At 70.8% G+C, this 21,159-nt stretch carries 23 protein-coding genes; 7 read left to right on the top strand and 16 right to left on the bottom strand.

Annotated features, from left to right (window positions below; translation table 11 throughout):
* Positions 1 to 38: 38 nt before the first annotated feature.
* The 4 genes from P8627_RS01575 to P8627_RS01590 all read right to left on the bottom strand — a co-directional run bounded on the left by P8627_RS01575 (position 39) and on the right by P8627_RS01590 (position 4,533).
* Positions 39 to 1,337 carry a Na+/H+ antiporter NhaA gene (locus P8627_RS01575; protein WP_279967523.1) on the bottom strand — a complete coding sequence of 433 codons (1,299 nt, stop codon included), beginning with the start codon at positions 1,335 to 1,337 and terminating at the stop codon, positions 39 to 41.
* A gap of 69 nt (positions 1,338 to 1,406) precedes the next feature.
* Complete coding sequence (locus P8627_RS01580; protein WP_279965732.1) at positions 1,407 to 2,135, bottom strand: winged helix-turn-helix transcriptional regulator; 729 nt, start codon at positions 2,133 to 2,135, stop codon at positions 1,407 to 1,409.
* Positions 2,136 to 2,550: 415 nt separating this feature from the next.
* Positions 2,551 to 4,194 (bottom strand): chaperonin GroEL, encoded by a 1,644-nt coding sequence (groL, locus tag P8627_RS01585; protein WP_279965733.1) that lies wholly within the window; start codon positions 4,192 to 4,194, stop codon positions 2,551 to 2,553.
* A gap of 51 nt (positions 4,195 to 4,245) precedes the next feature.
* The gene (locus tag P8627_RS01590) at positions 4,246 to 4,533 is read right to left on the bottom strand and encodes a co-chaperone GroES (RefSeq protein ID WP_279965734.1); all 288 of its coding nucleotides are present in this window, start codon (positions 4,531 to 4,533) and stop codon (positions 4,246 to 4,248) included.
* 231 nt (positions 4,534 to 4,764) lie between these two features.
* Here P8627_RS01590 and P8627_RS01595 point away from each other — a divergent pair, with 231 nt between their 5' ends.
* Positions 4,765 to 5,373, top strand: coding sequence for a uracil-DNA glycosylase family protein (locus P8627_RS01595; protein ID WP_279965735.1), 609 nt, complete (start codon positions 4,765 to 4,767; stop codon positions 5,371 to 5,373).
* On the top strand, positions 5,370 to 6,125 hold the full coding sequence (locus P8627_RS01600) for an SseB family protein (RefSeq protein WP_279965736.1): 756 nt from the start codon (positions 5,370 to 5,372) through the stop codon (positions 6,123 to 6,125). The genes P8627_RS01595 and P8627_RS01600 overlap by 4 nt, the downstream gene beginning before the upstream one ends.
* Before the next feature lie 99 nt (positions 6,126 to 6,224).
* Here the strand turns inward: P8627_RS01600 and P8627_RS01605 are convergent, their stop codons facing one another.
* From P8627_RS01605 to P8627_RS01615, 3 genes are all read right to left on the bottom strand, one after another.
* The gene (locus tag P8627_RS01605; RefSeq protein WP_279965737.1) at positions 6,225 to 6,992 is read right to left on the bottom strand and encodes a LamB/YcsF family protein; all 768 of its coding nucleotides are present in this window, start codon (positions 6,990 to 6,992) and stop codon (positions 6,225 to 6,227) included.
* Between the two features lie 73 nt (positions 6,993 to 7,065).
* Complete coding sequence (locus P8627_RS01610) at positions 7,066 to 8,028, bottom strand: 5-oxoprolinase subunit C family protein (RefSeq protein ID WP_279965738.1); 963 nt, start codon at positions 8,026 to 8,028, stop codon at positions 7,066 to 7,068.
* Positions 8,025 to 8,747 carry a 5-oxoprolinase subunit B family protein gene (locus P8627_RS01615; protein WP_279965739.1) on the bottom strand — a complete coding sequence of 241 codons (723 nt, stop codon included), beginning with the start codon at positions 8,745 to 8,747 and terminating at the stop codon, positions 8,025 to 8,027. Before P8627_RS01615 ends, P8627_RS01610 begins: the two co-directional genes overlap by 4 nt.
* Before the next feature lie 86 nt (positions 8,748 to 8,833).
* Here P8627_RS01615 and P8627_RS01620 point away from each other — a divergent pair, with 86 nt between their 5' ends.
* From P8627_RS01620 to P8627_RS01635, 4 genes are all read left to right on the top strand, one after another.
* Positions 8,834 to 9,337, top strand: a complete 504-nt coding sequence (locus tag P8627_RS01620; protein WP_279965740.1) for a DUF2478 domain-containing protein — start codon at positions 8,834 to 8,836, stop codon at positions 9,335 to 9,337.
* Positions 9,338 to 9,395: 58 nt separating this feature from the next.
* The gene (locus tag P8627_RS01625; protein WP_279965741.1) at positions 9,396 to 10,097 is read left to right on the top strand and encodes a TVP38/TMEM64 family protein; all 702 of its coding nucleotides are present in this window, start codon (positions 9,396 to 9,398) and stop codon (positions 10,095 to 10,097) included.
* Between the two features lie 160 nt (positions 10,098 to 10,257).
* Complete coding sequence (locus P8627_RS01630; protein WP_279965742.1) at positions 10,258 to 11,058, top strand: SDR family NAD(P)-dependent oxidoreductase; 801 nt, start codon at positions 10,258 to 10,260, stop codon at positions 11,056 to 11,058.
* Positions 11,059 to 11,062: 4 nt separating this feature from the next.
* Entirely contained in the window at positions 11,063 to 11,959 is an 897-nt protein-coding gene (locus P8627_RS01635) for an alpha/beta hydrolase (RefSeq protein ID WP_279965744.1), read from the top strand.
* Here P8627_RS01635 and P8627_RS01640 read toward each other — a convergent pair.
* The 7 genes from P8627_RS01640 to P8627_RS01670 form a co-directional block, all read right to left on the bottom strand.
* Positions 11,956 to 12,081: a hypothetical protein gene (locus P8627_RS01640; RefSeq protein ID WP_279965746.1), complete on the bottom strand. Its 126-nt coding sequence runs from the start codon at positions 12,079 to 12,081 to the stop codon at positions 11,956 to 11,958. The two genes, P8627_RS01635 and P8627_RS01640, sit on opposite strands and share 4 nt — an antisense overlap.
* Positions 12,082 to 12,132: 51 nt before the next feature.
* Entirely contained in the window at positions 12,133 to 12,771 is a 639-nt protein-coding gene (scpB, locus tag P8627_RS01645; protein ID WP_279965747.1) for an SMC-Scp complex subunit ScpB, read from the bottom strand.
* Positions 12,768 to 13,520, bottom strand: a complete 753-nt coding sequence (locus P8627_RS01650) for a segregation and condensation protein A (RefSeq protein WP_279967524.1) — start codon at positions 13,518 to 13,520, stop codon at positions 12,768 to 12,770. The genes scpB and P8627_RS01650 overlap by 4 nt, the downstream gene beginning before the upstream one ends.
* A 63-nt stretch (positions 13,521 to 13,583) precedes the next feature.
* Positions 13,584 to 14,531, bottom strand: coding sequence for a glycoside hydrolase family 3 N-terminal domain-containing protein (locus P8627_RS01655; protein ID WP_347882286.1), 948 nt, complete (start codon positions 14,529 to 14,531; stop codon positions 13,584 to 13,586).
* A gap of 40 nt (positions 14,532 to 14,571) precedes the next feature.
* Positions 14,572 to 15,648 carry an SPOR domain-containing protein gene (locus P8627_RS01660; protein WP_279965749.1) on the bottom strand — a complete coding sequence of 359 codons (1,077 nt, stop codon included), beginning with the start codon at positions 15,646 to 15,648 and terminating at the stop codon, positions 14,572 to 14,574.
* 128 nt (positions 15,649 to 15,776) lie between these two features.
* A complete protein-coding gene (gene argS, locus P8627_RS01665) occupies positions 15,777 to 17,519 on the bottom strand; it encodes an arginine--tRNA ligase (protein WP_279965750.1) in 1,743 nt (580 codons plus the stop codon).
* 55 nt (positions 17,520 to 17,574) lie between these two features.
* Positions 17,575 to 18,735, bottom strand: coding sequence for a deoxyguanosinetriphosphate triphosphohydrolase (locus P8627_RS01670; protein ID WP_279965751.1), 1,161 nt, complete (start codon positions 18,733 to 18,735; stop codon positions 17,575 to 17,577).
* An 87-nt stretch (positions 18,736 to 18,822) separates the two neighbouring features.
* On the opposite strand from P8627_RS01670, the gene P8627_RS01675 reads away from it, so the two are divergent.
* Positions 18,823 to 19,146, top strand: a complete 324-nt coding sequence (locus P8627_RS01675; protein ID WP_279967525.1) for a HesB/IscA family protein — start codon at positions 18,823 to 18,825, stop codon at positions 19,144 to 19,146.
* 24 nt (positions 19,147 to 19,170) lie between these two features.
* On the opposite strand, the gene P8627_RS01680 is transcribed toward P8627_RS01675, so the two are convergent.
* Together P8627_RS01680 and P8627_RS01685 are read right to left on the bottom strand one after the other, a co-directional pair.
* Entirely contained in the window at positions 19,171 to 20,538 is a 1,368-nt protein-coding gene (locus tag P8627_RS01680; RefSeq protein ID WP_279965752.1) for an MATE family efflux transporter, read from the bottom strand.
* 93 nt (positions 20,539 to 20,631) lie between these two features.
* Entirely contained in the window at positions 20,632 to 21,156 is a 525-nt protein-coding gene (locus P8627_RS01685) for a hypothetical protein (protein ID WP_279965753.1), read from the bottom strand.
* Between the last annotated feature and the right edge of the window lie 3 nt (positions 21,157 to 21,159).

Consider the following 21,159-nt stretch of genomic DNA (forward strand, 5'->3'; position numbering starts at 1 on the left):
CGCCCGCTCGAAAGGAGGGCGCCGGCCGCATCGCGCGCTCAGCCGGGCTGCTTTCGTACGCCGGTCAGGCGACCCGCTGCGATGCTGATCGCGGCGGCGGCGAAGCTGAGGAGCGCGCCCATCTTGGCGGCATCCTGCACCGGGCCCGGATCGAAGGCGACCGAGGCCACGAAGAGCGAGACCGTGAAGCCGATCGCGGCGACGCAGCCGATCACGAACAGATCCACCGTCCGCATGCCCTTGGGCAGGCCCAGCTTGAGCGTGTGCGCCCCGATATAGCCGAAGACCAGCACGCCCAGCGGCTTGCCGATCAGCAGACCGGCCAACACCAGCCATGTCGGTTCGGAGATGGCGGAGAAGGCGACGCCGGCATTCATCAGGCCGAAGAAAAACAGGATCACCTCGACCGGGTGCTTGAGCAGGTGCTCGGTATGGTTGAGCAGGTCGGTGAGGTATTGCTCGGCCTCGGCGAAGATACCGAAGGCGCGGTCGGCATGGGGCAGCGTCGGCACGATCGGCAGAAGGCCCAGCGCCGGGTGCAGGCCCGATTGCGCGAAGCCGAACCACGACAGCGCGCCCGCGACGGCATAGGGCCAGAAGGACAGCTTCTGGCGCACCCAGGTCGAGGTCGGGCGCAGCTGGTTGCCCCGGTCCATCTTGCGCGGCAGCCAGTTGAAGAGGACGAACACTCCCACGGAAGCCGCGACCGACAGAAGCAGCCAGACCGGCGCCAGCTCGCCCGAGGGATAGAAGATGGCGAGGATGATCAGGCCGACCGCGTCATCGGCGATGGCCAGCAGCAGCAGGAAGCGCACCGCCGGGTGCCCCGCTCCGAAGACGATACGGCCGATCAGGTAGCTGAAGGCGATGTCGGTGGCGGTCGGGATGGCCCAGCCATTGGCCACGGTGGCGAATTTCGCGGGCCCGAGCAGCCAGGCGAGCCCCAGATAGACCGCGACGGGTCCGAACATGCCGCCCGCCGTGGCGAAGAGCGGCGTCGCCGCCTTCTTGCCGCGCAGGCTGCCGTTTTCGAGTATCACCGCCTCCCAGACTTCCTTGCCCGCGATGGCGAAGAAGAAGGCCATGAGGATATCGTTGACGAGGTAATGCGCCGTCATGACCTTGGCGGTCTCGGCATGGCCGAACGCTTCGGCATCCTCGCCCATCATCACTTCCCAATGGTGCAGATCGACCCCGATCAGGTCGTTGAACCAAAGCGGATATTCCACGAGCAGGTGGTACGAGTGATTGTCCGTATTCGCCCAGATCAGCGCGATCAGCGCGCCGAGAATAAGCAGCAGCGAATAATTCGTCAGGAAATTCCAGACCCGGTACATGCGTTGTCCCTCGCTCGATTGTCGGTCCACCTATCCGAGCCGTTCAGGTCGGACAAGGCTGGCGAGGGATCAGGCCGGTGATGTTTCCGAGGAAGCGTTGCGGAGCGGCAAGCTGCCTCCGCCCTGGGCATAGCAGACGGTCTTCAGCCAGCGGTCCATGCCGCGCGCCAGCCGCGGATCGCCGCTGAGAAACAGCGTGCCGGCGGCGATGCGGTCCGCGACGGTGGCGCGCCCCGTCATCAGCGCCGAGAGGGTGCGGATATCCGTCTCGACATAAAGGTCGATATCGTAGCCGGGGACGGCCGTGCAGATTTCGACGGTCTGGCCCGGATTGGCGAGCACCCAGTAGGTGTCGTATTCCAGCCCGGGATCGTCGAAGCGGAACCGGATAACCGTGCGGCGACGCGGCAGGTGTTCGGTCAGCACGTAACGCCGCAGCGTCCACATCAGCGCGGGAAGATCCATGTCGGCCAGCGCCGTCTCGGCCTCGATATGGTGTTGCGCCCAGACCGCCAGCGAGTCGAGCGCCGGCTCCAGCCCGACCGCCTTGGCCGTGCGGAGATAGTCCACCGTGCCGGCGCCGGGATCCGCGACCCGCTCGACGAGGCCGTGGGCCTCCAGCTCCTTCAGCCGCTTCGACAGAAGCGCGGGCGAGACGTTTCCGACCCCGCGGCGGATGTCGTTGAAGCGGGTCGAGCCGGACCACAACTCCACCAGGATCGGGATGGTCCAGCGCGGCTCGAGCATCTCGCACGCCTTCACGATCGGACAGATCAGGCCGTAGGGGGAATTCGGCATGGGCATCGTCCCTTCGACCGCCAGCCTAGCAGGCGGTTTGCGGGACCGGCCAGTTCAGATGCTGTAGCGAGCGCGCTTCCGGTCCTGAACTGGCCGGCGGCCACCGGGCCGCGCCAGGCTGGGGGCATCGATCCCCCAGTCCGGAAAGGCCACGCCATGTCCACGATTGCCCGATCCATTCGTCCGGCCCCCGGCCTCCTCTCGCGTCTGGCCGCGCGGCTGTGGGGCCGCGCGCCGCGCCCGCGCGCGCCGCGGCGCAGGATGCCGCCGGGGTCGCCCGCCCTCGACGCCGCGACCGCGCTCGAACGGCGCGCCCTGAAGCCGCCCGCGCGCTGATACCCCACAAACGAAGAAGGGGCCCCGCGAGGGACCCCTTCGCGCCGGGCGAACCCGGCGATCTCGGTCGATGGGCGGATTACATCATGCCGCCCATGCCGCCCATGTCGGGCATGCCGCCACCGGCGTTGGCGCCCGGCTTCTCGGGCTTGTCGGCGACCATCGCCTCGGTGGTGATCAGCAGACCGGCGATCGACGACGCATCTTCCAGCGCGGTGCGGACGACCTTCGCGGGGTCGATCACGCCGAACTTGAACAGGTCGCCGTATTCCTCGGTCTGGGCGTTGAAGCCGAAGGTGTTGTCGTTGCTCTCGCGGACCTTGCCGGCCACGACAGCCCCGTCGACACCCGCGTTCTCGGCGATCTGGCGCAGCGGCGCCTCGAGCGCGCGGCGCACGATGGCGATACCGGCGTTCTGATCCGAGTTCACGCCGGTCAGGCCTTCCAGCGTCTTGCCGGCCTGCACCAGGGCAACACCGCCGCCGACGACGACACCTTCCTGAACCGCGGCGCGGGTGGCGTTCAGCGCGTCATCGACGCGGTCCTTGCGCTCCTTCACCTCGGTCTCGGTCATGCCGCCGACGCGGATGACGGCGACACCGCCGGCCAGCTTGGCAACCCGCTCCTGCAGCTTCTCGCGGTCGTAATCCGAGGTGGTCTCCTCGATCTGCTGACGGATCTGGCTGACACGGGCCTCGATCTCGGCCTTCTCGCCGGCACCGTCCACGATGGTGGTCTCGTCCTTCGTGATCGAGACGCGCTTGGCCGAGCCCAGCATGTCCATGGTCACGTTCTCGAGCTTCATGCCGAGATCTTCCGAGATCACCTGGCCACCGGTCAGGATCGCGATGTCCTGCAGCATGGCCTTGCGGCGGTCACCGAAGCCCGGCGCCTTGACGGCGGCGATCTTGAGGCCACCGCGCAGCTTGTTGACGACCAGCGTGGCCAGGGCCTCGCCTTCCACGTCCTCGGCGATGATCAGCAGCGGCTTCTGCGACTGGATCACCTGCTCGAGCAGCGGAACCATCGGCTGCAGCGACGAGAGCTTCTTCTCGTGCAGCAGGATGATCGCGTCTTCCAGCTCGGTGGTCATCTTGTCGGGGTTGGTCACGAAGTAGGGCGACAGGTAGCCGCGATCGAACTGCATGCCCTCGACGACGTCGGTCTCGGTCTCGAGGCCCTTGTTCTCCTCGACGGTGATGACGCCCTCGTTGCCGACCTTCTGCATCGCGTCGGCGATCTGGCGGCCGATCTCGGACTCGCCGTTGGCCGAGATGGTACCGACCTGCGCGACCTCGTCGCTATCGGTCACGTCGCGGGCCATGGCGCGGATCTGCTCGACGACCTTGGCGGTGGCCATGTCGATGCCCCGCTTGAGGTCCATCGGGTTCATGCCGGCGGCGACCGCCTTCATGCCCTCTTTGACGATCGACTGGGCCAGCACCGTGGCGGTGGTGGTGCCGTCGCCGGCCTCGTCATTGGTGCGGGAAGCGACTTCCTTCACCATCTGCGCGCCCATGTTCTCGAACTTGTCCTCGAGCTCGATCTCCTTGGCGACGGAGACGCCGTCCTTGGTGATACGCGGCGAGCCGAACGACTTGTCGAGGACCACGTTGCGGCCCTTGGGGCCCAGCGTGACCTTGACGGCGTTGGCCAGGGTGTTGACGCCCTTCAAGATCTTGTTGCGGGCTTCGGTGTCGAATTTCACGTCCTTGGCGGCCATGATTTTCTCCTAGATTTGCGTGTGATGGGGGACGATCTTCAGGTTCGACGTTCAGCCGATGATCCCGAGGATGTCGCTCTCCTTCATGATGAGCAGCTCTTCGCCGTCCAGCGTGACTTCGGTGCCGGACCACTTGCCGAACAGAACCTTGTCGCCGGCCTTGACGGCGGGAGCGATCAGCTCGCCGGAGTCCTTGCGGGCGCCCTCGCCCACGGAGACGATCTCGCCCTCGGCGGGCTTTTCCTTGGCGGTGTCGGGGATGATCAGACCGCCCTTGGTCTTCTCGTCGGATTCGACGCGGCGGACCAGAACGCGGTCATGCAGCGGTTTGAAAGCCATATGCGTAGCCTTTCAGCTCGTGTGTTTCCTCCTGTTGTCACTCACCCGGGGAGAGTGCCAACGGACGGCTAGCTAGGCAAGGACGGCGGCTGTGTCAACGGGAAAGCCGGGCGAAATCTCACGCGGTCGTGAACGGCCCTGCCGCGGCGTCCGGCACGCCTGCCAGCGGCACGCGCGGGATGCAACCGGGTCGCCTTGGCTTCCCCCGCCAAGCGCCTTACCTGACCGCCCATGACAGCTCCGGCCGCGCCCCCCGTCCCCGCGCAGATCAGCGCCTGCCGCATCTGCGCCGACCGCTTCGCGGCGACGAAGACCGCGCATGACCCCCAGCCGGTCGTCTGGTTCGACCGCGGCGCCCGAATCCTCGTGGCGAGCCAGGCGCCCGGCATGCGCGCGCATCTCTCGGGCAAGCCCTTCGACGATCCCTCCGGCGTGCGGCTGCGCGACTGGATGGGCGTGGACGCGGCGACGTTCTGGGACCGCCGCAACGTGGCCATCGTGCCCATGGGGTTCTGCTTTCCGGGCTACGATGCCGCCGGCGGCGACATCCCGCCGCCGCGGATCTGCGCCCGGACCTGGCGCCGCGCCGCGCTCGATCACGCGGGCGAGCCGCCGGTTACGCTGCTGATCGGCGGCTATGCGCAAGACTGGCATCTCGGGAAGGGCCGCGTCACCGACCGGGTGCGCGACTGGCGCGCGCTCGCCCCCCGCATCTGGTGCCTGCCCCATCCCTCCTGGCGCAACACCGCCTGGCTGAAGAAACATCCCTGGTTCGAGGCGGAGACGCTGCCCGCGCTCCGCGAAGCGATCCGGGACGCCCTGAAAGGATCGACCCCATGACCCCGCTGGACGAGGCCCATGCCCATGCCGAGGCGACCGGCGCCGATACCGACCGGCTGCGCTTCTTCGAGCGGCTGGCCGAGGCCGAGCTGCATCTGCTGCTGGACGACGCCGCGGGCGAGACGGTGACGCCCCGGCTCTTCGACGTCGACGGCGCACGCTACGCGCTGGCCTTCGACCTGCCTGAGCGGCTGGAGGCCTTCGCCGGGGCCGCCCCGACGGCGACGCTCTCGGGGCGGCGGCTGGCCGGCCTGCTGGCCGGCGAGACCCTCGGGCTGGGCCTCAATCTCGAAGACGCGCCCTCGGCCCAGCTTCTGCCGCCCGAGGCGGTCGCCTGGCTGGTCGAGACGCTGTCGACCGCCCCCGCCGAGGAGGAGCGCCGCATCCGCGAGATCGCCCCGCCGGGCGCCCTGCCCGACGACCTGCTGACCGCGCTCGACGGCAAGCTGCGGCTGACGGCGGGGCTGGCGCGGACAGCCTATCTCGCGGGCGTGACCTACGAGGACGGCGTCCGCAGCCATGTGCTGGGCATCGTCGATGCCGTCCCGGGCGCCGAGGCCGACCTGGCGCGCGCGGTCTCCGAGGCGCTGATCTTCTCGGGGCTCGAGGCCGGGAGCCTCGACGTGACCTTCCTGCGCGCGAGCCAGCCGCTCGCGGCGACGCTGGCGCGGCACGGGCTGCGCATCGACCTGCCCGCGCCGGAAAGCGCCGTGCAGCTGCGCGACCCCGACGCGCCGCCCCGCCTGCGCTGACCGGTCTTCATCACGGGTCCGGAAACACTCCGGGTGGCGACCGAAGGGCGCGGGGCGGAGCCCCCGGGGGTCCAAGGGGGCATCAGCCCCCGGCCGCCCTCAGCCGCGCCGCCCCGCCATCGGCGCGAGCGTCACGCCCTCGGCCTCGAGCGCGGCGCGCACCGCGCGGGCGATGGCCACGGCCTCGGGCCCGTCGCCATGCAGGCAGATCGAGTCGCAGGCCGCCCGGATCTCGCGGCCCGAATTGGCGATGATAGCGCCCGCCTGCACGAAGCGCACCATGCGGGTCGCGGCCGCCTCGGGGTCGTGGATCATCGCGCCGGGCTGGCCGCGCGTGACCAGCGTCGCGTCGTCGTTGTAGCCCCGATCGGCGAAGATCTCGCCCGCCCAGGCCGCGCCCAGATCGCGGGCCGCGACCTCCTGCGCCGTGCCGGCGAGGCAGAGCAGGATGACGTCCGGATCGACCTTCAGCGCCGCGCCGTAGGCCGCGCGCGCCAACTCCGCATCCTCCGAGGCCATGTTGGCCAGCGCGCCGTGCAGTTTGAAATGGCGAACACCCGCGCCGACCGTGGCGGCGATGGCCCGCGCGGCGCCGAACTGCCACGCCACAAGGTTTGCCACGGTGTCCGGGGCCATCGGGATCCGGCGGCGGCCGAAGCCCTGCAGATCCGCGAAGCCCGGATGGGCACCGATGCCGACGCCGCACGCGGCCGCCAGCCGCATGGTGCGCGCCATCACGTCCCAGTCGCCCGCATGCGCGCCGCAGGCGACATTGGCGGAGGTCACGACCTCCAGCAGCGCCGCGTCGTCGCCCATCGTCCAGTCGCCGAAGCCCTCGCCCATATCGGCGTTCAGATCGACCCTCATGACAAATCCTCCCCCGCGCAGCCGGGAGCCGACGCCCCGATGACCGAGATATCCTCGGCCATGTGACGGCAGGTCAAGGCGCGCGCGCCGAAACGACCCCGCCGATGAGCTGCGCGCCGTAGAGATCGACCTCGCGCGGGTCGCGGACGAGCGGCTGGGGCTTGGCCGGCGGCGTCGCGGCGGCGCGTGCCTCCTCGGCGGTCACGAAGCGGAAGCGCAGCGTCGCGCCCGGCGGGGCCTGCAGCGCCCGCGGCAGGTCGGCGCCGATCACCGTGCCGATCCGGGGATAGCCGCCCGTGGTCTGGCATTCGGGCCCCAGGATGTAGGGCACGCCGTCCCCGGTCATCTGGATGTCGCCGGGCAGGATGAAATCCGACAGGAGGCTGAGCTGCCCCTCCGTGGCGAAGCCGCCCCCGTCCATGTCGAGCCGCACGCCCTGCCGGTTGCCGCGGGGGTCGCGCGTGAAAGCCGTCGCGGCGAAGCGCGCGCGCTCGGCCTCCGGGAAGAGGCGCGTCTGCGGCGTGGGCAGCAGGCGGATCTCGCCGCCGCCGAAGCGGTCCTGCGGCACGATACGCAGCGCGGGGCCTTCGGAGGCCTCGCAGGGCAGCCTGTCGCCGGCTTCGAGCGGGCGGCCGATCCCTGCGATCAGATGCGCGGCCCGGCTGCCCAGCACCGCCTCGGTCCGCAGGCCGCCCTGAACATGGAGGTAGGAATAGACGCCTCGCCCCGCGGGCTTGAGGTCGAGAACCGCGCCGTCTGGCAGGGTCTGCGCCGTGTTCCATTCCAGCGCCCGCCCCGCGACGCTGGCCCGCATCGGCGCCCCGGTCAGGGCCAGGCGCATCGGCGCGTCAAGCTTCAGCCGCAGCGGCGCGCCCGGCGTCTCAATCCCCGCGCCCGCCTCGCCCAGGAGCCGTTCGGCCTCGGCCAGCGCCATGCGGTCGGCCGCGCCGCCCTGCGCGAGGCCCTGGCTGAGATATCCGGGCCGCCCCGCATCCTGCACGGTGACGAGCGGGCCGCAGGCGAGCAGTTCGATCATTCCAGCCGCTCCCAAGTCGCGCCGCCATGGCCGTCGGGATCGGCTTCGGCCCGCTCGCGCAGCTCGGCCGGGGAGACGGCGGGAAAGGCGATCTCGTCGCCCGGCGACAGCGCGATGGGGCGGGACCGGCCCGGCCGGAAGCAGCCGAAGCGCGTCAGGCCGACCTGCCGCCACCCCGTCGGAGCGGAGGTCGCGAAAAGCACCAGCTGGCGCACCGCGACGACCAGCGCGCCCTCGGGCACCCGGGGCGTCAGACCGGTCTGGCGCGGCAGGTCCCAGGCCTCGGGCAGGATGCCGAGATAGGGCATCCCCGGCGCGAACCCCAGCGCGAGCACGCGGACGCGCGCCGAAGCCAGCGCGGCGATGGCCTCCGCCGGGTCCATGCCGGCCATCGACGCCGCCTCGGCCAGCTGCGGCCCGTCCTCGCCGCCATAGGAGCAGGGAATCGCCCAGAGCCTGCGCGGCGGCGGCGGCACGGCGGACCAGTCGCGCGCGGCCAGCCGGTCCTGCAACGCGCCCTCCAACCCCGGCGAGACGCCGCGCACCAGGACCGAACCGAGCGAGGAGGCCGTTTCCTCGACGCCTTCGGGGCGGTCGGCCTCGAGATCGGCGCGGAAGGCCACGCAGGCCCGGTTCGCGGCATCGTCCAGCCGGTCGGTGAAGCGGACCAGCAGGGCCGCCTCGCCCAGGGGTTCGATCCGGGGAAAGACATCGGACATGGGCCCAGCCGTGACGCGGGGTTGCCGCGCGGTCAAGCCTCCGCGCCCGGCCTTGCGCGCGGTCCGGCCCCGTGGGAGCCAGAGCCATGCGACTGGCCTATACGATGACCGACGGCTCGCGCGAGCTGGACCCGCTGCTGCACGAGGTGGCGCTGGCCGCGATCGCGCGCGGCCGGCGCCTGGCCGGGATCGTGCAGGTCAATCACGACCGCCCCGAGACCGAGCGCTGCGACATGGATGCCATCGTCCTGCCCGACGGCCCCGTCATCCGGATCAGCCAGTCGCTGGGCCCCGCCGCGCGCGGCTGCCGCCTGGACGCCGCGGCGCTGGAAGCGGCCGTCGCCGCCGCCGAGGCGCGGCTGTCGGAGGGCGCGGAGCTTCTGATCGTCAACAAGTTCGGAAAGCAGGAGGCGGCGGGCCGCGGCTTCCGCCCGGTCATCGCCGCGGCGCTCGAGGCCGGGGCCGACGTGCTGGTCGGCGTGAACCCGATGAACCGCGACGCGCTGGAAGCCTTCACCGAGGGCGCGGCCGAGCGGCTGCCGCCGCGGGCGGACGCCCTCCTCGCTTGGATCGGCGCGGGGGCGGATTGACGCCGCGCGACGCTTCGCGCTTGCGACGTCGCCCCGCCCCGCCCTACTTGGCGCGCAGATGACATATCCCCAACCCAAACCCATCCCGGCCTGGCAGGTCTGGCTCTGGCCCATACTGCTGGTCGCGCTGGGCATCGGCCTGTGGCTGCTGCCCTGGCGCGACGCGGTGCCCGAGCTGCGGCTCTGGGTGGAAGCGCAGGGTGCGCCGGCCTGGCTGGCCTTCGTTGCGATCTACGTGCTGGTGGTGATCCTGCCGCTGCCGGCGGCGGCGATGTCGGTCGTGGGCGGGCTCGTGTTCGGCTGGTGGGGCTTTCCGCTGTCGATGCTGGGCAGCATCCTCGGGGCGGTGCCGCCCTACTGGATCGGACGGATCTGGCTGCACGGGCCGGTCCGCCGGCGCCTCGGCGGGCCGCGGGTCAATGCCGCCGATCGCGCGTTGGCGCAGCGGCCCTTCGTCTTCGTCACGCTTCTGCGGCTGACGCCGATCCTGCCCTTCACCCTGCAGAACTGGCTGCTGGGCCTGACCAGCGTCGGCTTCTGGCCCTATGTCTGGGCAACGCTTCTGGGCCTCGCGCCGGGCACGCTGGGCATGGTCTGGATCGGCGAGCTGGGCGGGCTCGCCGCCGCGCGCGCCGCGCCCGAGACGCTGGCCATCGCCAGCGCGGGGCTGATCCTCTTCGGCGGGGTCATCCTGTGGCTCGGGCGGATGGCGACCGAGGAGCTTCGCCGCGCGGGCCTGCATATCGGCCGCGTGCGCTGAGCGAGGGAACCTTCGCGCGGCCCCGCGAATTGGGGCAGTGAACGACACGACCGGCCCTGATATCCGACCACCAACGATCGCGCCCCGCGCCGTGTAAGCCACGCCGCGACCGCGCGACATTCGGCACGCGAAACGGGGCGGTCAGGCAAGGAGCAAGGCAATGGATCTGAACATCAAGGGCCGCACGGCCGTCATCTCGGGCGCCGCGGGCGACATGGCGCTGGAGACGGCGAAGATCCTGCAGGGCGACGGCTGCAACCTCGTGTTGACCGATATCGACGACGGCGAACTGTCCGAGGCCGCTGCCAAGCTCGGCGATGGCGTCGTCACCGTGGTGGCGGACCTAACGTCGCAGGACGGCGCCGACAAGGTTGCGAAGGCCGTGTCCGATGCGGGCTGGCAGGCCGATATCCTGGTCCACGCGGCCGGCGTGACTGGCGCCAAGGGCGATCCGCTGGCCGACATCTCCGAAGATGACTGGATGCATGCCTGGAACACCGATTTCATGACCGCGGTGCGGATGTCGAAGGCGTTCATCCCCGGCATGAACGATCGCGGCTGGGGCCGCGTGGTGTTCATCACCTCCGAGAACGTGGCGCAGCCCTACCCGGACGAGGTCGTCTACAACTCCTCGAAATCGGCGCTGCTGTCCTTCGCCAAGGGCATGAGCCAAGTCTATGCCCAGAAGGGCACGCTCATCAATTGCGTGGCGCCGGCCTTCATCAAGACCGACATGACCGACGGCATGATGGAGAAGCGCTCCGAGGAGAGGGGCGAGAGCTTCGACGAGGCGGTCGAGAGCTTCCTCGAGGAGGAGCGGCCGCACCTGGTGCTCAAGCGCCGCGGCCGCCCCGAGGAAGTGGCCTTCGTGATCGCCTGCCTCTGCTCGGACCGGGCGAGCTTCGTGAACGGCTCGAACTGGCGCGTCGATGGGGGCGCCGTTCAAGCGATCAATATCTGAGCCGATGCCGTTCGAGGGCCGGGTCGAACGCGCGGACATCATCCGCAGGATCAACGCGCATCCGCTGGGGGACACGCCCGGGCGGATGCGCGAGGCGTTCGCCCGGCTGATCCTGGGCGACCGACCCGACCCCCTACCCGCCGGTGTCGGCCTCCTGCGCGCGGCCGGGGGCCTGACGGTGCAGCCGATGCCGCGCCTGGCCTCCGACATTGCGCCCGATATCATCTGGTTTCACGGCGGCGGCTACGTCTTCGGCGCGCCCGAAACGCATCTCCGCCCGGCCATCCACCTCGCCGCCGCGCATGGTCTGACCGTCCATCTGCCGCGCTACCGGCTGGCGCCGGAACATCGCTGGCCCGCGCCGCTGGAGGATGCGCTCGCGGCCGTGGGCGACGGACCGGTGCCCGTGCTGGCCGGCGACTCGGCCGGTGGGCATCTGGCGCTGGTGACGGCCTTGGAGCTGGCCCGGCGGGGCCGTCCGGCACCCGCGCTCCTTCTGTTCTCGCCCAACACCGACCGCACCGGGCTGAACGACGACCGGTCACTGATGGAGGGGCTCGACCCGATGGTCGACGATGCGGGCGACAGGCGGCTCGCGGCGATGTGCTTCGGCGACATGCCCGCCCAGCACCGCCATGTCTCGCTTCTGCGGGACGATCTCTCGCTGCTGCCGCCGACCTGGATCGAGGTGGGGCTGCCCGAGGTGCTGCGTCTCGACAGCGTCCTGCTTTACCGGATGGGTCTCGAGGCGGGGGCTGAGGTGCACCTGCAAGAGACGCCGGGCCTGCCGCATATGGGACAGCTCTGGGCGCCGTGGTGGCCCGAGGCCTGCGCCTCGCTCGACCGCGCCGCGGAGTTCGCTCGCGACAAGGCCGCGGGCCGCGTGAGCCGGGCGGGCTAGCGGCGCATTCGGCGCGCCATCCGGGCCACGCGCTCGACTTGGCGTGCGTTGCGGACGGCCTTGCCGCCGACCAGCTTGGCGGCGCCGCGCATCACTAACAGGCGCAGGATCATTCTGAGCATTTCGGACCTCCTTTTCCGCGCCCCGTCAGATGGATGCGCGGCGGGGTGAATTCAATCTTCCTCGGCCGGCGAGGGCGTGAACAATTCTTCCTGGTCCTCGGCCTCGTCCTCCGGCTCGCTGCCCGGCGGCGGCGCGCTTTCCAGAAGGCCCGCGGCGCGGAGCTCCTTCAGACCCGGCAGGTCGCGCGGGCTCTCCAGTCCGAAATGGTCGAGAAAGGCGCGCGTCACGACGAAGGTCACGGGCCGCCCCGGCGTGTCGCGCCGCTTGCCCAGCTTGATCCAGTCCAGCTCCATGAGCTGCTCGACCGTGCCCTTCGAGACGGAGACGCCGCGGATCTCCTCGATCTCGGCGCGGGTGACGGGCTGGTGATAGGCCACGATCGCCAGCGTCTCGACCGCGGCGCGACTGAGCCTGCGGGTCTTGACCGTCTCGCGCGTCATCAGGAACGCGAGGTCCGGCGCGGTTCGGATCGCCCAGGCGTCGCCCACCTTCACCACGCGCACCCCGCGCCCGTCATAGCGCTTGCGCAGCAGGTCCAGCGCGGCGGGCGCGTCGCAGCCATGCGGCAGGCGGGCATGCAGCTCGCCCACGGTCACCGGCTCGGCGGAGGCAAACAGAATCGCCTCGACCATGCGCTCCTGCTCGCCCAGCGGCGGCGCCTCGAACAGGGTCTCGGATTGCTCGTTCATGCGCGGCCCCGCAGGCGGATCGGTCCGAACATCGCCTCCTGCGCGATCTCGACGCGGCCGTCCTTGGCCAGCTCCAGCGTCGCCGCGAAGGTCGAGGCGGTGGCCGAGCGGCGGCGCGCGGGATCGGCGGACCAGCCATCGGGCAGGAAGCTCATCAGGTCGGTCCAGGCCATCGCGTGGCCGAGCAGCGGGCGCATGCGGGCCAGCGCCTCCTCCATCGTCCAGACGCCGTCGCGATCCATCACGAATGGCCGGAAATCGTCGCGGGTGCGCAGCCGAGCGTAGCCTTGCATCAGGTCCAGCAGCGTCGCGGTGTAGGTGACCTTGCGCGCGCGCTCGACCTGCTGGGGCGCGCCGCGGGCGAAGACGTCGCGGCCGAGCTGGTCGCGCGCCATCAGCCGGGCGGCGGCCTTCCGCATCGCCTCCAGCCGCTCGAGCTGGAAGGCCAGATGCGCGGCCAGCTCCTCGGCGGAGGGTCCCTCCTCCTCGGGGTCCGGCGGCAGGAGCAGGCGGGATTTCAGGAAGGCGAGCCAGGCCGCCATCACGAGGTAATCGGCCGCCAGCTCGATCCGCAGCGCGCGGGCCGTCTCGACGAAGGCCAGGTATTGCCGCGCCAGCCCCAGCACCGAGACGCGCCGCAGGTCGACTTTCTGCGTCCGGGCGAGCGTCAGCAGCAGGTCCAGCGGCCCCTCGAACCCGTCCACGTCGACGATCAGCGCCTCCGCGGCCAGCCGCTCCTCGACGGACATGCCGTCGCGGGGCGGGCCTTCGGGAAAGGGCGTGTCTGTCGGGTCTGACGGCAAGGCGGCCCCTCAGGCGGCGAGTGCGTCAAGTTCCGCGCGGGCCGCATCGATGTCAAGCGCGACCGGTTCGGCGCGACAGGCCAGCGCCCGGTCGGCGCGCGCCAGGCCCTCGCCCGCGAGCGCGGGGCAGGTCTCGGCCACGATCCGCATCTCGTCGCGGTCGCCGTTGCAGTGCAGGATCACGTCGCAGCCCGCGCCCAAGGCGTCCCGGCAGCGCCCGGCGAGCGTGCCCGGCAAGGCGCCCATGCCGATATCGTCGGTCATCAGGAGCCCGCCGAAGCCGATGCCATCCCGGATCTCGGCGATCACCGCGGGCGAGATGGTGCCGGGCAGGTCGTCCAGCGCCTCGTAGACGACATGGGCCGTCATCCCCAGCGGCAGGTCGGCCAGGCGCCGGAAGACCTCGAAATCCGTCTCGCGCAAGTCGTCGAGCGACGCGGCGACGCGCGGCAGCGACAGGTGGCTGTCGGCATTGGCGCGCCCATGGCCGGGGATGTGCTTGAGCACGGGCAGCACGCCGCCCTGCAGGCAGCCATCGGCATTGGCGCGGGCGCGGGCGGCGACCGTCTCGACCGTGTCGCCGTAAAGGCGGCTGAGCAGGAAGGGATGGGTGTGTTCGCCCGCGATATCGGCGGTGGGCGTGCAGTTGACGTCGATGCCCACCTCGCGCAGCTCGCGCGCGATGAGCGTGGCGCGCAGGAACATGGCGCGCACCGGATCGGCGGCCCGGCTCATCTGCGTCAGCGGGCGCGGCCAGCGGGTCCAGAAGGGCGGGCCCAGCCGCTGCACCCGCCCGCCTTCCTGGTCGATCAGGATCGGCGCGTCGCGGCCGACGCTGTCGCGCAGCGCCGCGGTCAGGGCGCGCATCCGGTCGGGCGTGTCCACGTTGCGGGCGAAGACGATGAAGCCCCAGGGATCGGCGTCGCGGAAGAACGCCGCCTCCCGGGCGGTCAGCACGGGGCCTTCGCATCCCATGATGAAGGCCCCGGCCATGGGATCAGCGGACCGTGACGGGGATGCAGGCCGCGTCCTGGGCCAGCAGGGCCGAGCAGAAGCGCCGCGCGTCCGAGCCGTCGGCGAAGCCCACGACGCGCAGGCGCCAGAAATCGCGCCCGCCGGAGGTGGCCTTCTGGATCATCCGGCTCTTGCCGGCCATGTAGTCGCGGAAGCGGCCTTCCAGGCGGTCCCATTCGGATCGCGCGACCGCCTCGCTGTCGAAGGCGCCAAGCTGCACGACGCGGGTGCCCGGCGCGATGCTGGCGGGGTCGATGTCGAGCGTGGCCGCGGCCGAGGCGACCTCTGTTCCGGCCTGCGCCGCGGGCGCGTCGGTCGGCACGGCCGCCAGCGCGGCATTCACCGCGGCGGCGACATCGGGGGAGGTGGCGGCGACGCGCGCGGCGGGCCGGCCCGGGCGCTGCGCGGGCCGGGCGGACCGGACGAGGCCCGGCCCGGTGGGCAGCGCGGCGACGGCGGGCTCGGACGGCGTCTGCACCACCGGCGCGGGGGCGGCGATCTGCGCGGCCGGGGCCGAGGCGCCGACGAGTTCCTGCTCCACCGGCTCGGTGGCCAGGGCGGATGCCAGCACGAGCTGATCGCCGCCGCCGGCCAGCGCATCCGAAATGGCGACCGGCGCGGGCTTGCCCGTGATCGCGGGTGCGGAGACGGGGGCCGGGGCCGCAGGCGCGGGCGCGGCCGTGGTCGCGGCGGCGAGGCGCTCGCCCAGCGCGGGGGCGTCGAGGTCCAGCGGCGGCGGGGCCAGCACGATCTGGTCAGGCGCGGGCGCGGCCGCCCCGCCCGAGGTGATGTCCGACAGGGCCATCCCCTGATAGGGCGCGACCACGCCGCCCGGATCCTCGGGGGCGACCCGCATCGGGCCCTCCAGCGCGGCAATCACCGGCACCGCCGAGACATCGCGGAAGGTCAGGTCGACCGCCCAGGCGGCCATCCCGGCGGTGAGGCCGAGCGAGGTCAGCGCCCCCGCCCAGTTGGCAAGGCCGAAATTGCGCGCCGCGTCCATGAACCGCGAAGGCTCCTCCGCGCCGTAATCCGCGCCGAAATAGTCGAGATCCGCCATGTGCCTGCCCTCCACCGCGCGGGGCGGCGATGCCCCGGCGATCGTTGTTCACTGCCAATGGACGCCGCGTTGGTCGCGACTGTCCGCCTCTGCTCTCGTGCCCGCGGCGTGTGCCCCTGATGGGGTCTTCAACGCATCTCCATGGCGGGCGCGACGCCAAGGATACCCAAACCCGCCGCGATCACAAGCGAAACGGCGCACGGCAGCGCGATCTTGGCGGCGCTGTGCGCGGGATCGTCCTGCAGGAAGCGCAGGGCCGATTCGGTGTTGCCGAGGTTCCACAGTCCATGAAGACCGGAGGCCAGTTCGTAGAGATAAAACGCCACGCGATGCGGCTCGTGGGTGCGGGCGGCGATCTCGACGAGGCGCGGCCATTCGGCCAACTTCGCGGCCAGCGCCTGCTCGGCCGGATGGGTCAGGCCGGACAGGTCCGCCCCGGCCAGCGCGGCCTCGGACACGTCGATGCCCTGCTCGCGCGCCTTTCGCAGGACCGACTGCACGCGGGCATGGGCGTATTGCACGTAATAGACCGGGTTGTCCTTCGACTGCTCCAGCGCCTTCGAGACGTCGAAATCGAGCGGCGCATCGTTCTTGCGCGTCAGCATCACGAAACGCGTCACGTCGCGGCCGACCAGATCGACCACGTCCGCCAGCGTCACGAACGTGCCCGCGCGCTTCGACATCTTCAGCTGCTCGCCGTCCTGCATCAGCTTCACCAGCTGCGTGAGCTTGATGTCGAGCGGCACGCGCCCGTCTGTCAGCGCCGCAACGGCCGCCTTCATCCGCTTGACGTAGCCGCCATGGTCTGCGCCGAAGACGTCGATCAACTGGTCGAAGCCGCGCTGCGTCTTGTCGTAGTGATAGGCGATGTCGGGCGCGAAATAGGTCCAGCCGCCATCGGATTTCTTGATCGGCCGGTCGACGTCGTCGCCGTAGTCGGTGGATCTGAACAGCGTCTGCTCGCGCGGCTCCCAATCCTCGGGGAGCTTGCCCTTCGGCGGCTCGAGCGTGCCGCGATAGATCAGGCCCTTCTCGTCCAACGCCGCGATCGCGGCCTCGATCTTGCCGGTCCCGTACAGCGCCTTCTCCGACGAAAACACGTCCATCTCGACGCCCAGCAGCGCCAGGTCCGCGCGGATCAGGTCCATCATCGCGTCGGTGGCGAAGTCGCGCACGTCGGCCAGCCAGACATCCTCGGGCTGGTCCAGATAGGCATCGCCGACCTTGTCCTTCAGCGCCTCGCCCACCGCGATCAGGTAATCGCCGGGATAGGTCCCCTCGGGCCAGTCGACATCGAGGTCATGGGCTTCAAGGTAGCGGTTGTAGACCGACCGCGCGAGCACATCGACCTGCGCGCCGCCGTCGTTGATGTAGTATTCGCGGGTCACCTCGTGGCCGGAATATTCCAGCAGGCTCGCCAGGGCGTCACCGAAGACCGCGCCGCGGGTATGGCCGACATGCAAGGGCCCCGTGGGGTTCGCCGAGACGTACTCGACATTGACCCGCTGCCCCTGCCCCATCTCCGAGCGGCCAAACGCGGTGCCCTCGCGCAGGACGCGCGCGACGACCTCCTGCCAGACGGGGGACGCCAGGCGGATGTTCAGAAAGCCCGGGCCTGCCACCTCGGCCGCGGCGATGCGCGCATCGGCCTCCAGCTTCGGCGCCAGCGCCTCGGCGATGTCGCGCGGCTTCGCCTTTGCGGGCTTGGCCAGCACCATCGCGGCATTGGTCGCCATATCGCCATGGGCCGGGTCGCGCGGCGGCTCGACCGCGACATTCGCGGTGTCGAGGCCGTCGGGCAGCGCGCCCTCGGCGGCCAGCGCGTCCAAAGCGGAAATGACGAGGGCGCGGATATCGGCGAAGAGGTTCATGGCTCGGAGGTTCCGTATCGGGGTCGGGCCCGTCTAGCGCCGCGTCCGCCCGGGTTCAACGCGCCGCCGGCAGGGACCCGCCCTCGACGAACTGCGCGTGGCATTGCAGCGCGAAGCGGTCGGTCATGCCGGCGATGTAATCCGACACGATCCGCGCCAGCGCCGTCTCGTCGCGCGCGTCCTCGACATCCTTGCGCCATTGTTTCGGCAGGTCCTCGGGATGGGCCATGAAATGCGGAAACAGGGCGTCGACCACCTCGGTCACCTGCGCGCGCATCGCGACGACCGAGGGCGCGCGGTACATCCGTTCGAACAGAAACGCACGGATGACCTTCAGGTCGGACCAGAGCCCGGGCGAGAACTGCACCATCATCCGCCCGGCGTGGCGGACATCCATCGCCGAGGCGGGCGCGAGATCGCGGAGATTGGCCTCGGCCACGCGGATCACGTCTTCCACGAGGACCCCGAAGAACCGCCGCAGCGCCTCGTGGCGGCGCCGGTAGAGCGCGAGGTCCGGATAGCGGGCATCGACCTCGGCGAAGCAGTCGCGCAGGACCGGCAACTCGGCCAATTCCGCGGTCGAGAACAGCTCGGCCCGCAGCCCGTCATGCAGGTCGTGATTGTTGTAGGCGATGTCGTCGGACAAGGCCGCGACCTGCGCCTCGGCCGAAGCGTGGCTGTGCAGTTCGAGGTCGTGGACGGCGTCGTAGGCCGCAAGCGCCCAGGGCACGGGCGGCGGGACGGGGCCATTGTGTTTCGCAATGCCTTCAAGGGTTTCCCAAGTGAGGTTCAACCCGTCCCACTCGGCGTAATGCCGCTCCAGCGAAGTGACGATCCGCAGCGCCTGCGCGTTGTGGTCGAAGCCGCCATAGGGGGCCATCAAGCGGTTCAGCGCCTCCTCGCCGGTATGTCCGAAGGGCGTGTGACCCAGGTCATGGGCCAGCGCCACGGCCTCGGTCAGCTCGACATTGAGGTCGAGATGCTTGGCGATGGTGCGCGCGACCTGCGCGACCTCGATCGAATGCGTCAGGCGCGTGCGGAAATAGTCGCCCTCGTGCTCGATGAAGACCTGCGTCTTGTGCTTGAGCCTGCGGAAGGCGCTGGCATGGATGATCCGGTCCCGGTCCCGCTGGAAGGGCGAGCGGAAGGTGCTCTCCTCCTCGGGGAAGAGCCGCCCGCGCGAGGCGCGGGGATCACAGGCATAGGACACGGTCACGGGATCGGCGGCTCACTTGTGCAGGCGCGGTCTTCGCCCATATATCCAAGGCACAGGCAATTCCCACCCCCGGAGGCTGCCATGGACCTGTCCCTGCCACCCCGCGTCACCCCCCGCGCCTTCGAGCGCCTCTCCGAGATCGGCGCCGCCGAACAGGGCAAGGCCCTGCGCGTGGCCGTCGAGGGCGGCGGCTGCTCGGGCTTCCAGTATCAGATCGAGCTGGACGACCCCGCCGAAGGCGATCTCGTGCTGGAAGGCGAAGGCGAGAAGGTCGTCGTGGACGAAGTCTCCCTGCCCTTCCTCGGCGGCGCGGTCATCGACTTCAGCGAGGAATTGGTGGGCTCGCGCTTCACGATCGACAATCCCAACGCGGCGTCGAGTTGCGGCTGCGGCGTCAGCTTCTCGATGTGACGGCGCGGGGCGCGGCCCGCCGCCCTACCCCCGGATCGGCGCGCGCGGCGGGGGCAGGATCAGGCGCAGGAATCGCAGGCTCAGCGTAATCGCCGCCGCGGCGAGGCCGACGCAGAGGCCCAGCCAGATCCCCTCCGGCCCGAACCCCATCTCGATCCCGAGGATCCACGAGGCCGGCAGGCCCAGCATCCAGTAGGCGACGAAGGCATAGACCATCGGCCGCCGCGTATCCTGCACGCCGCGCAGCATTCCCAGCGCCATGACCTGCGCCGCATCGACCAGCTGGAACAGTGCCGCCAGAACCAGGAGCCGCGCGCCGAGATCGAGAATGGCGGGCCGGGCCGGGTCGGTCGGGTCGACGAAGAGCGCGATGATCGCCTCGCCCCCGCCGATATAGAGCCAGGTCGCTAGCAGCACTGCGCCGAAGGACAGGATCGCCGCGGCCAGCGCGGCGCGCAGCATCCCCTCGCGATCCTCGCGGCCCCAGAACTGCCCGACGCGCACCGTGACCGCAGAGCTGAGCCCCAGATGCACCATGAAGACCAGCGCGGCGACCTGCAGCGCCACGCCATGGGCGGCCAGCGGAACGGTTCCCAGCACCCCCATCATCAGCGCCGAGGCGGCGAAGAGGCCCGACTCCGACAGGAGCGTCAGGCCGATCGGCCAGCCGAGGCGGAAGATCTCGCCGAAGACGGGCCAGTCGGGGCGATGGATGTTCCGCAGCAGGTCGAACCGCGCCATGCCCGGGCCCCGCGTCGCGTAGAAGATCAGGAGCCCGGTCGTCAGCGCGTGGACCCCCAGCGAGGCGATGGCCGCCCCGGCGAGTCCGAGTTCCGGGAAGCCCCAGTTGCCGAAGATCAGCAGCCAATTGACGCCCGCATTCAACACGCCCGCCGCCAGCACCGCCCAGAGCACGATGCGCGTGTGCTCGAGCGCCGAGAGATGCGAGCGCAGCGTGGCCGTCAGCAACGCCGGGATCAGGCCGGGCCCGGCGATGCGCAGGTAGGTCTGCGCGCCCTCGGCCACCTGCGGGTCCTGCCCCAGCGCGCTGAGCAGCGGCCCCGACCACCAGAAGAGCGGCAGCGCCAGTGCGGCGAAGCCGGCCGACAGCCACAGCCCCATCCGGGCGATGCGGCGGACCCGGATCTCGTCCCCGCGCCCGGCCGCCGCAGAGGCCATCGGCAGAACGGCATAGGCAAAGCCCGCGCCCAGGATGAAGACCGAGAAGAAGAACGTCGCTCCGATGGTCCCCGCCGCCAGCGCCGGGACGGAATACCAGCCCAGCATCAGCGTGTCGGTCACGCCGATGGCCATCTGCGCCAACTGCCCGCCGACGAGCGGCAGACCCAGCACCAGCGTGCGGCGCATGTGATGGGTCAAGGTGTCGGCCATGCCCGGGGGTTAGTGCGGCGATGCGGGCCTGTCCATCGCCGGCCGCTTCGGCCCCGCGTCGAAGCGGGTTTGCACGCCCTGCGCGGCCCGCGCCTAGGCCTCGCCCGGGCGGATGCCGTCGATCAGGTCCTGCGTGCGGTTGCCCAGGCGCACCAGTTCGGCCCGGTGGCGGTCGAGCATGTGGCGATGCTCGGGATCGGCGCCGCCGGTCGCATCGTAGAGATCCAGAAGCAGGTTCTCGCGCCGCAGAAGCGGGCTCAGCGAGGTCCGCCGGACGCCCAGCGCGCCGACATGCAGCGTCGCGCCCGCTTGGCGCAAAGCCGGCCCCAACACGGCGTCTTTCGCCGGCTCGGCCCCGAGCGCCACCATGGCCGCGGACAGGTCTTCGCGGTGATTGAGATGCGTGCGCCGCCAGGCGCCGATCAACGTCTCGGTCTCGCCGGCCGCACCATCGGCCAGCGGCGCCCATTCCGCCAGCATCTCCTCGACGGCATCGAGCAGCGCCTGGAGCCGCAGAGCCGCCGCGTCGACGCGCTTGGCCTCGGGGGTGAGCGCATCGGTCGCGGCCTTCATGTTGGCGGCCAGTTGCGGCGGGCTGGCGGGATCCTCGTCAGACATACC

This window comes from Jannaschia sp. GRR-S6-38 (assembly GCF_029853695.1).
Taxonomy (GTDB): domain Bacteria; phylum Pseudomonadota; class Alphaproteobacteria; order Rhodobacterales; family Rhodobacteraceae; genus Jannaschia; species Jannaschia ovalis.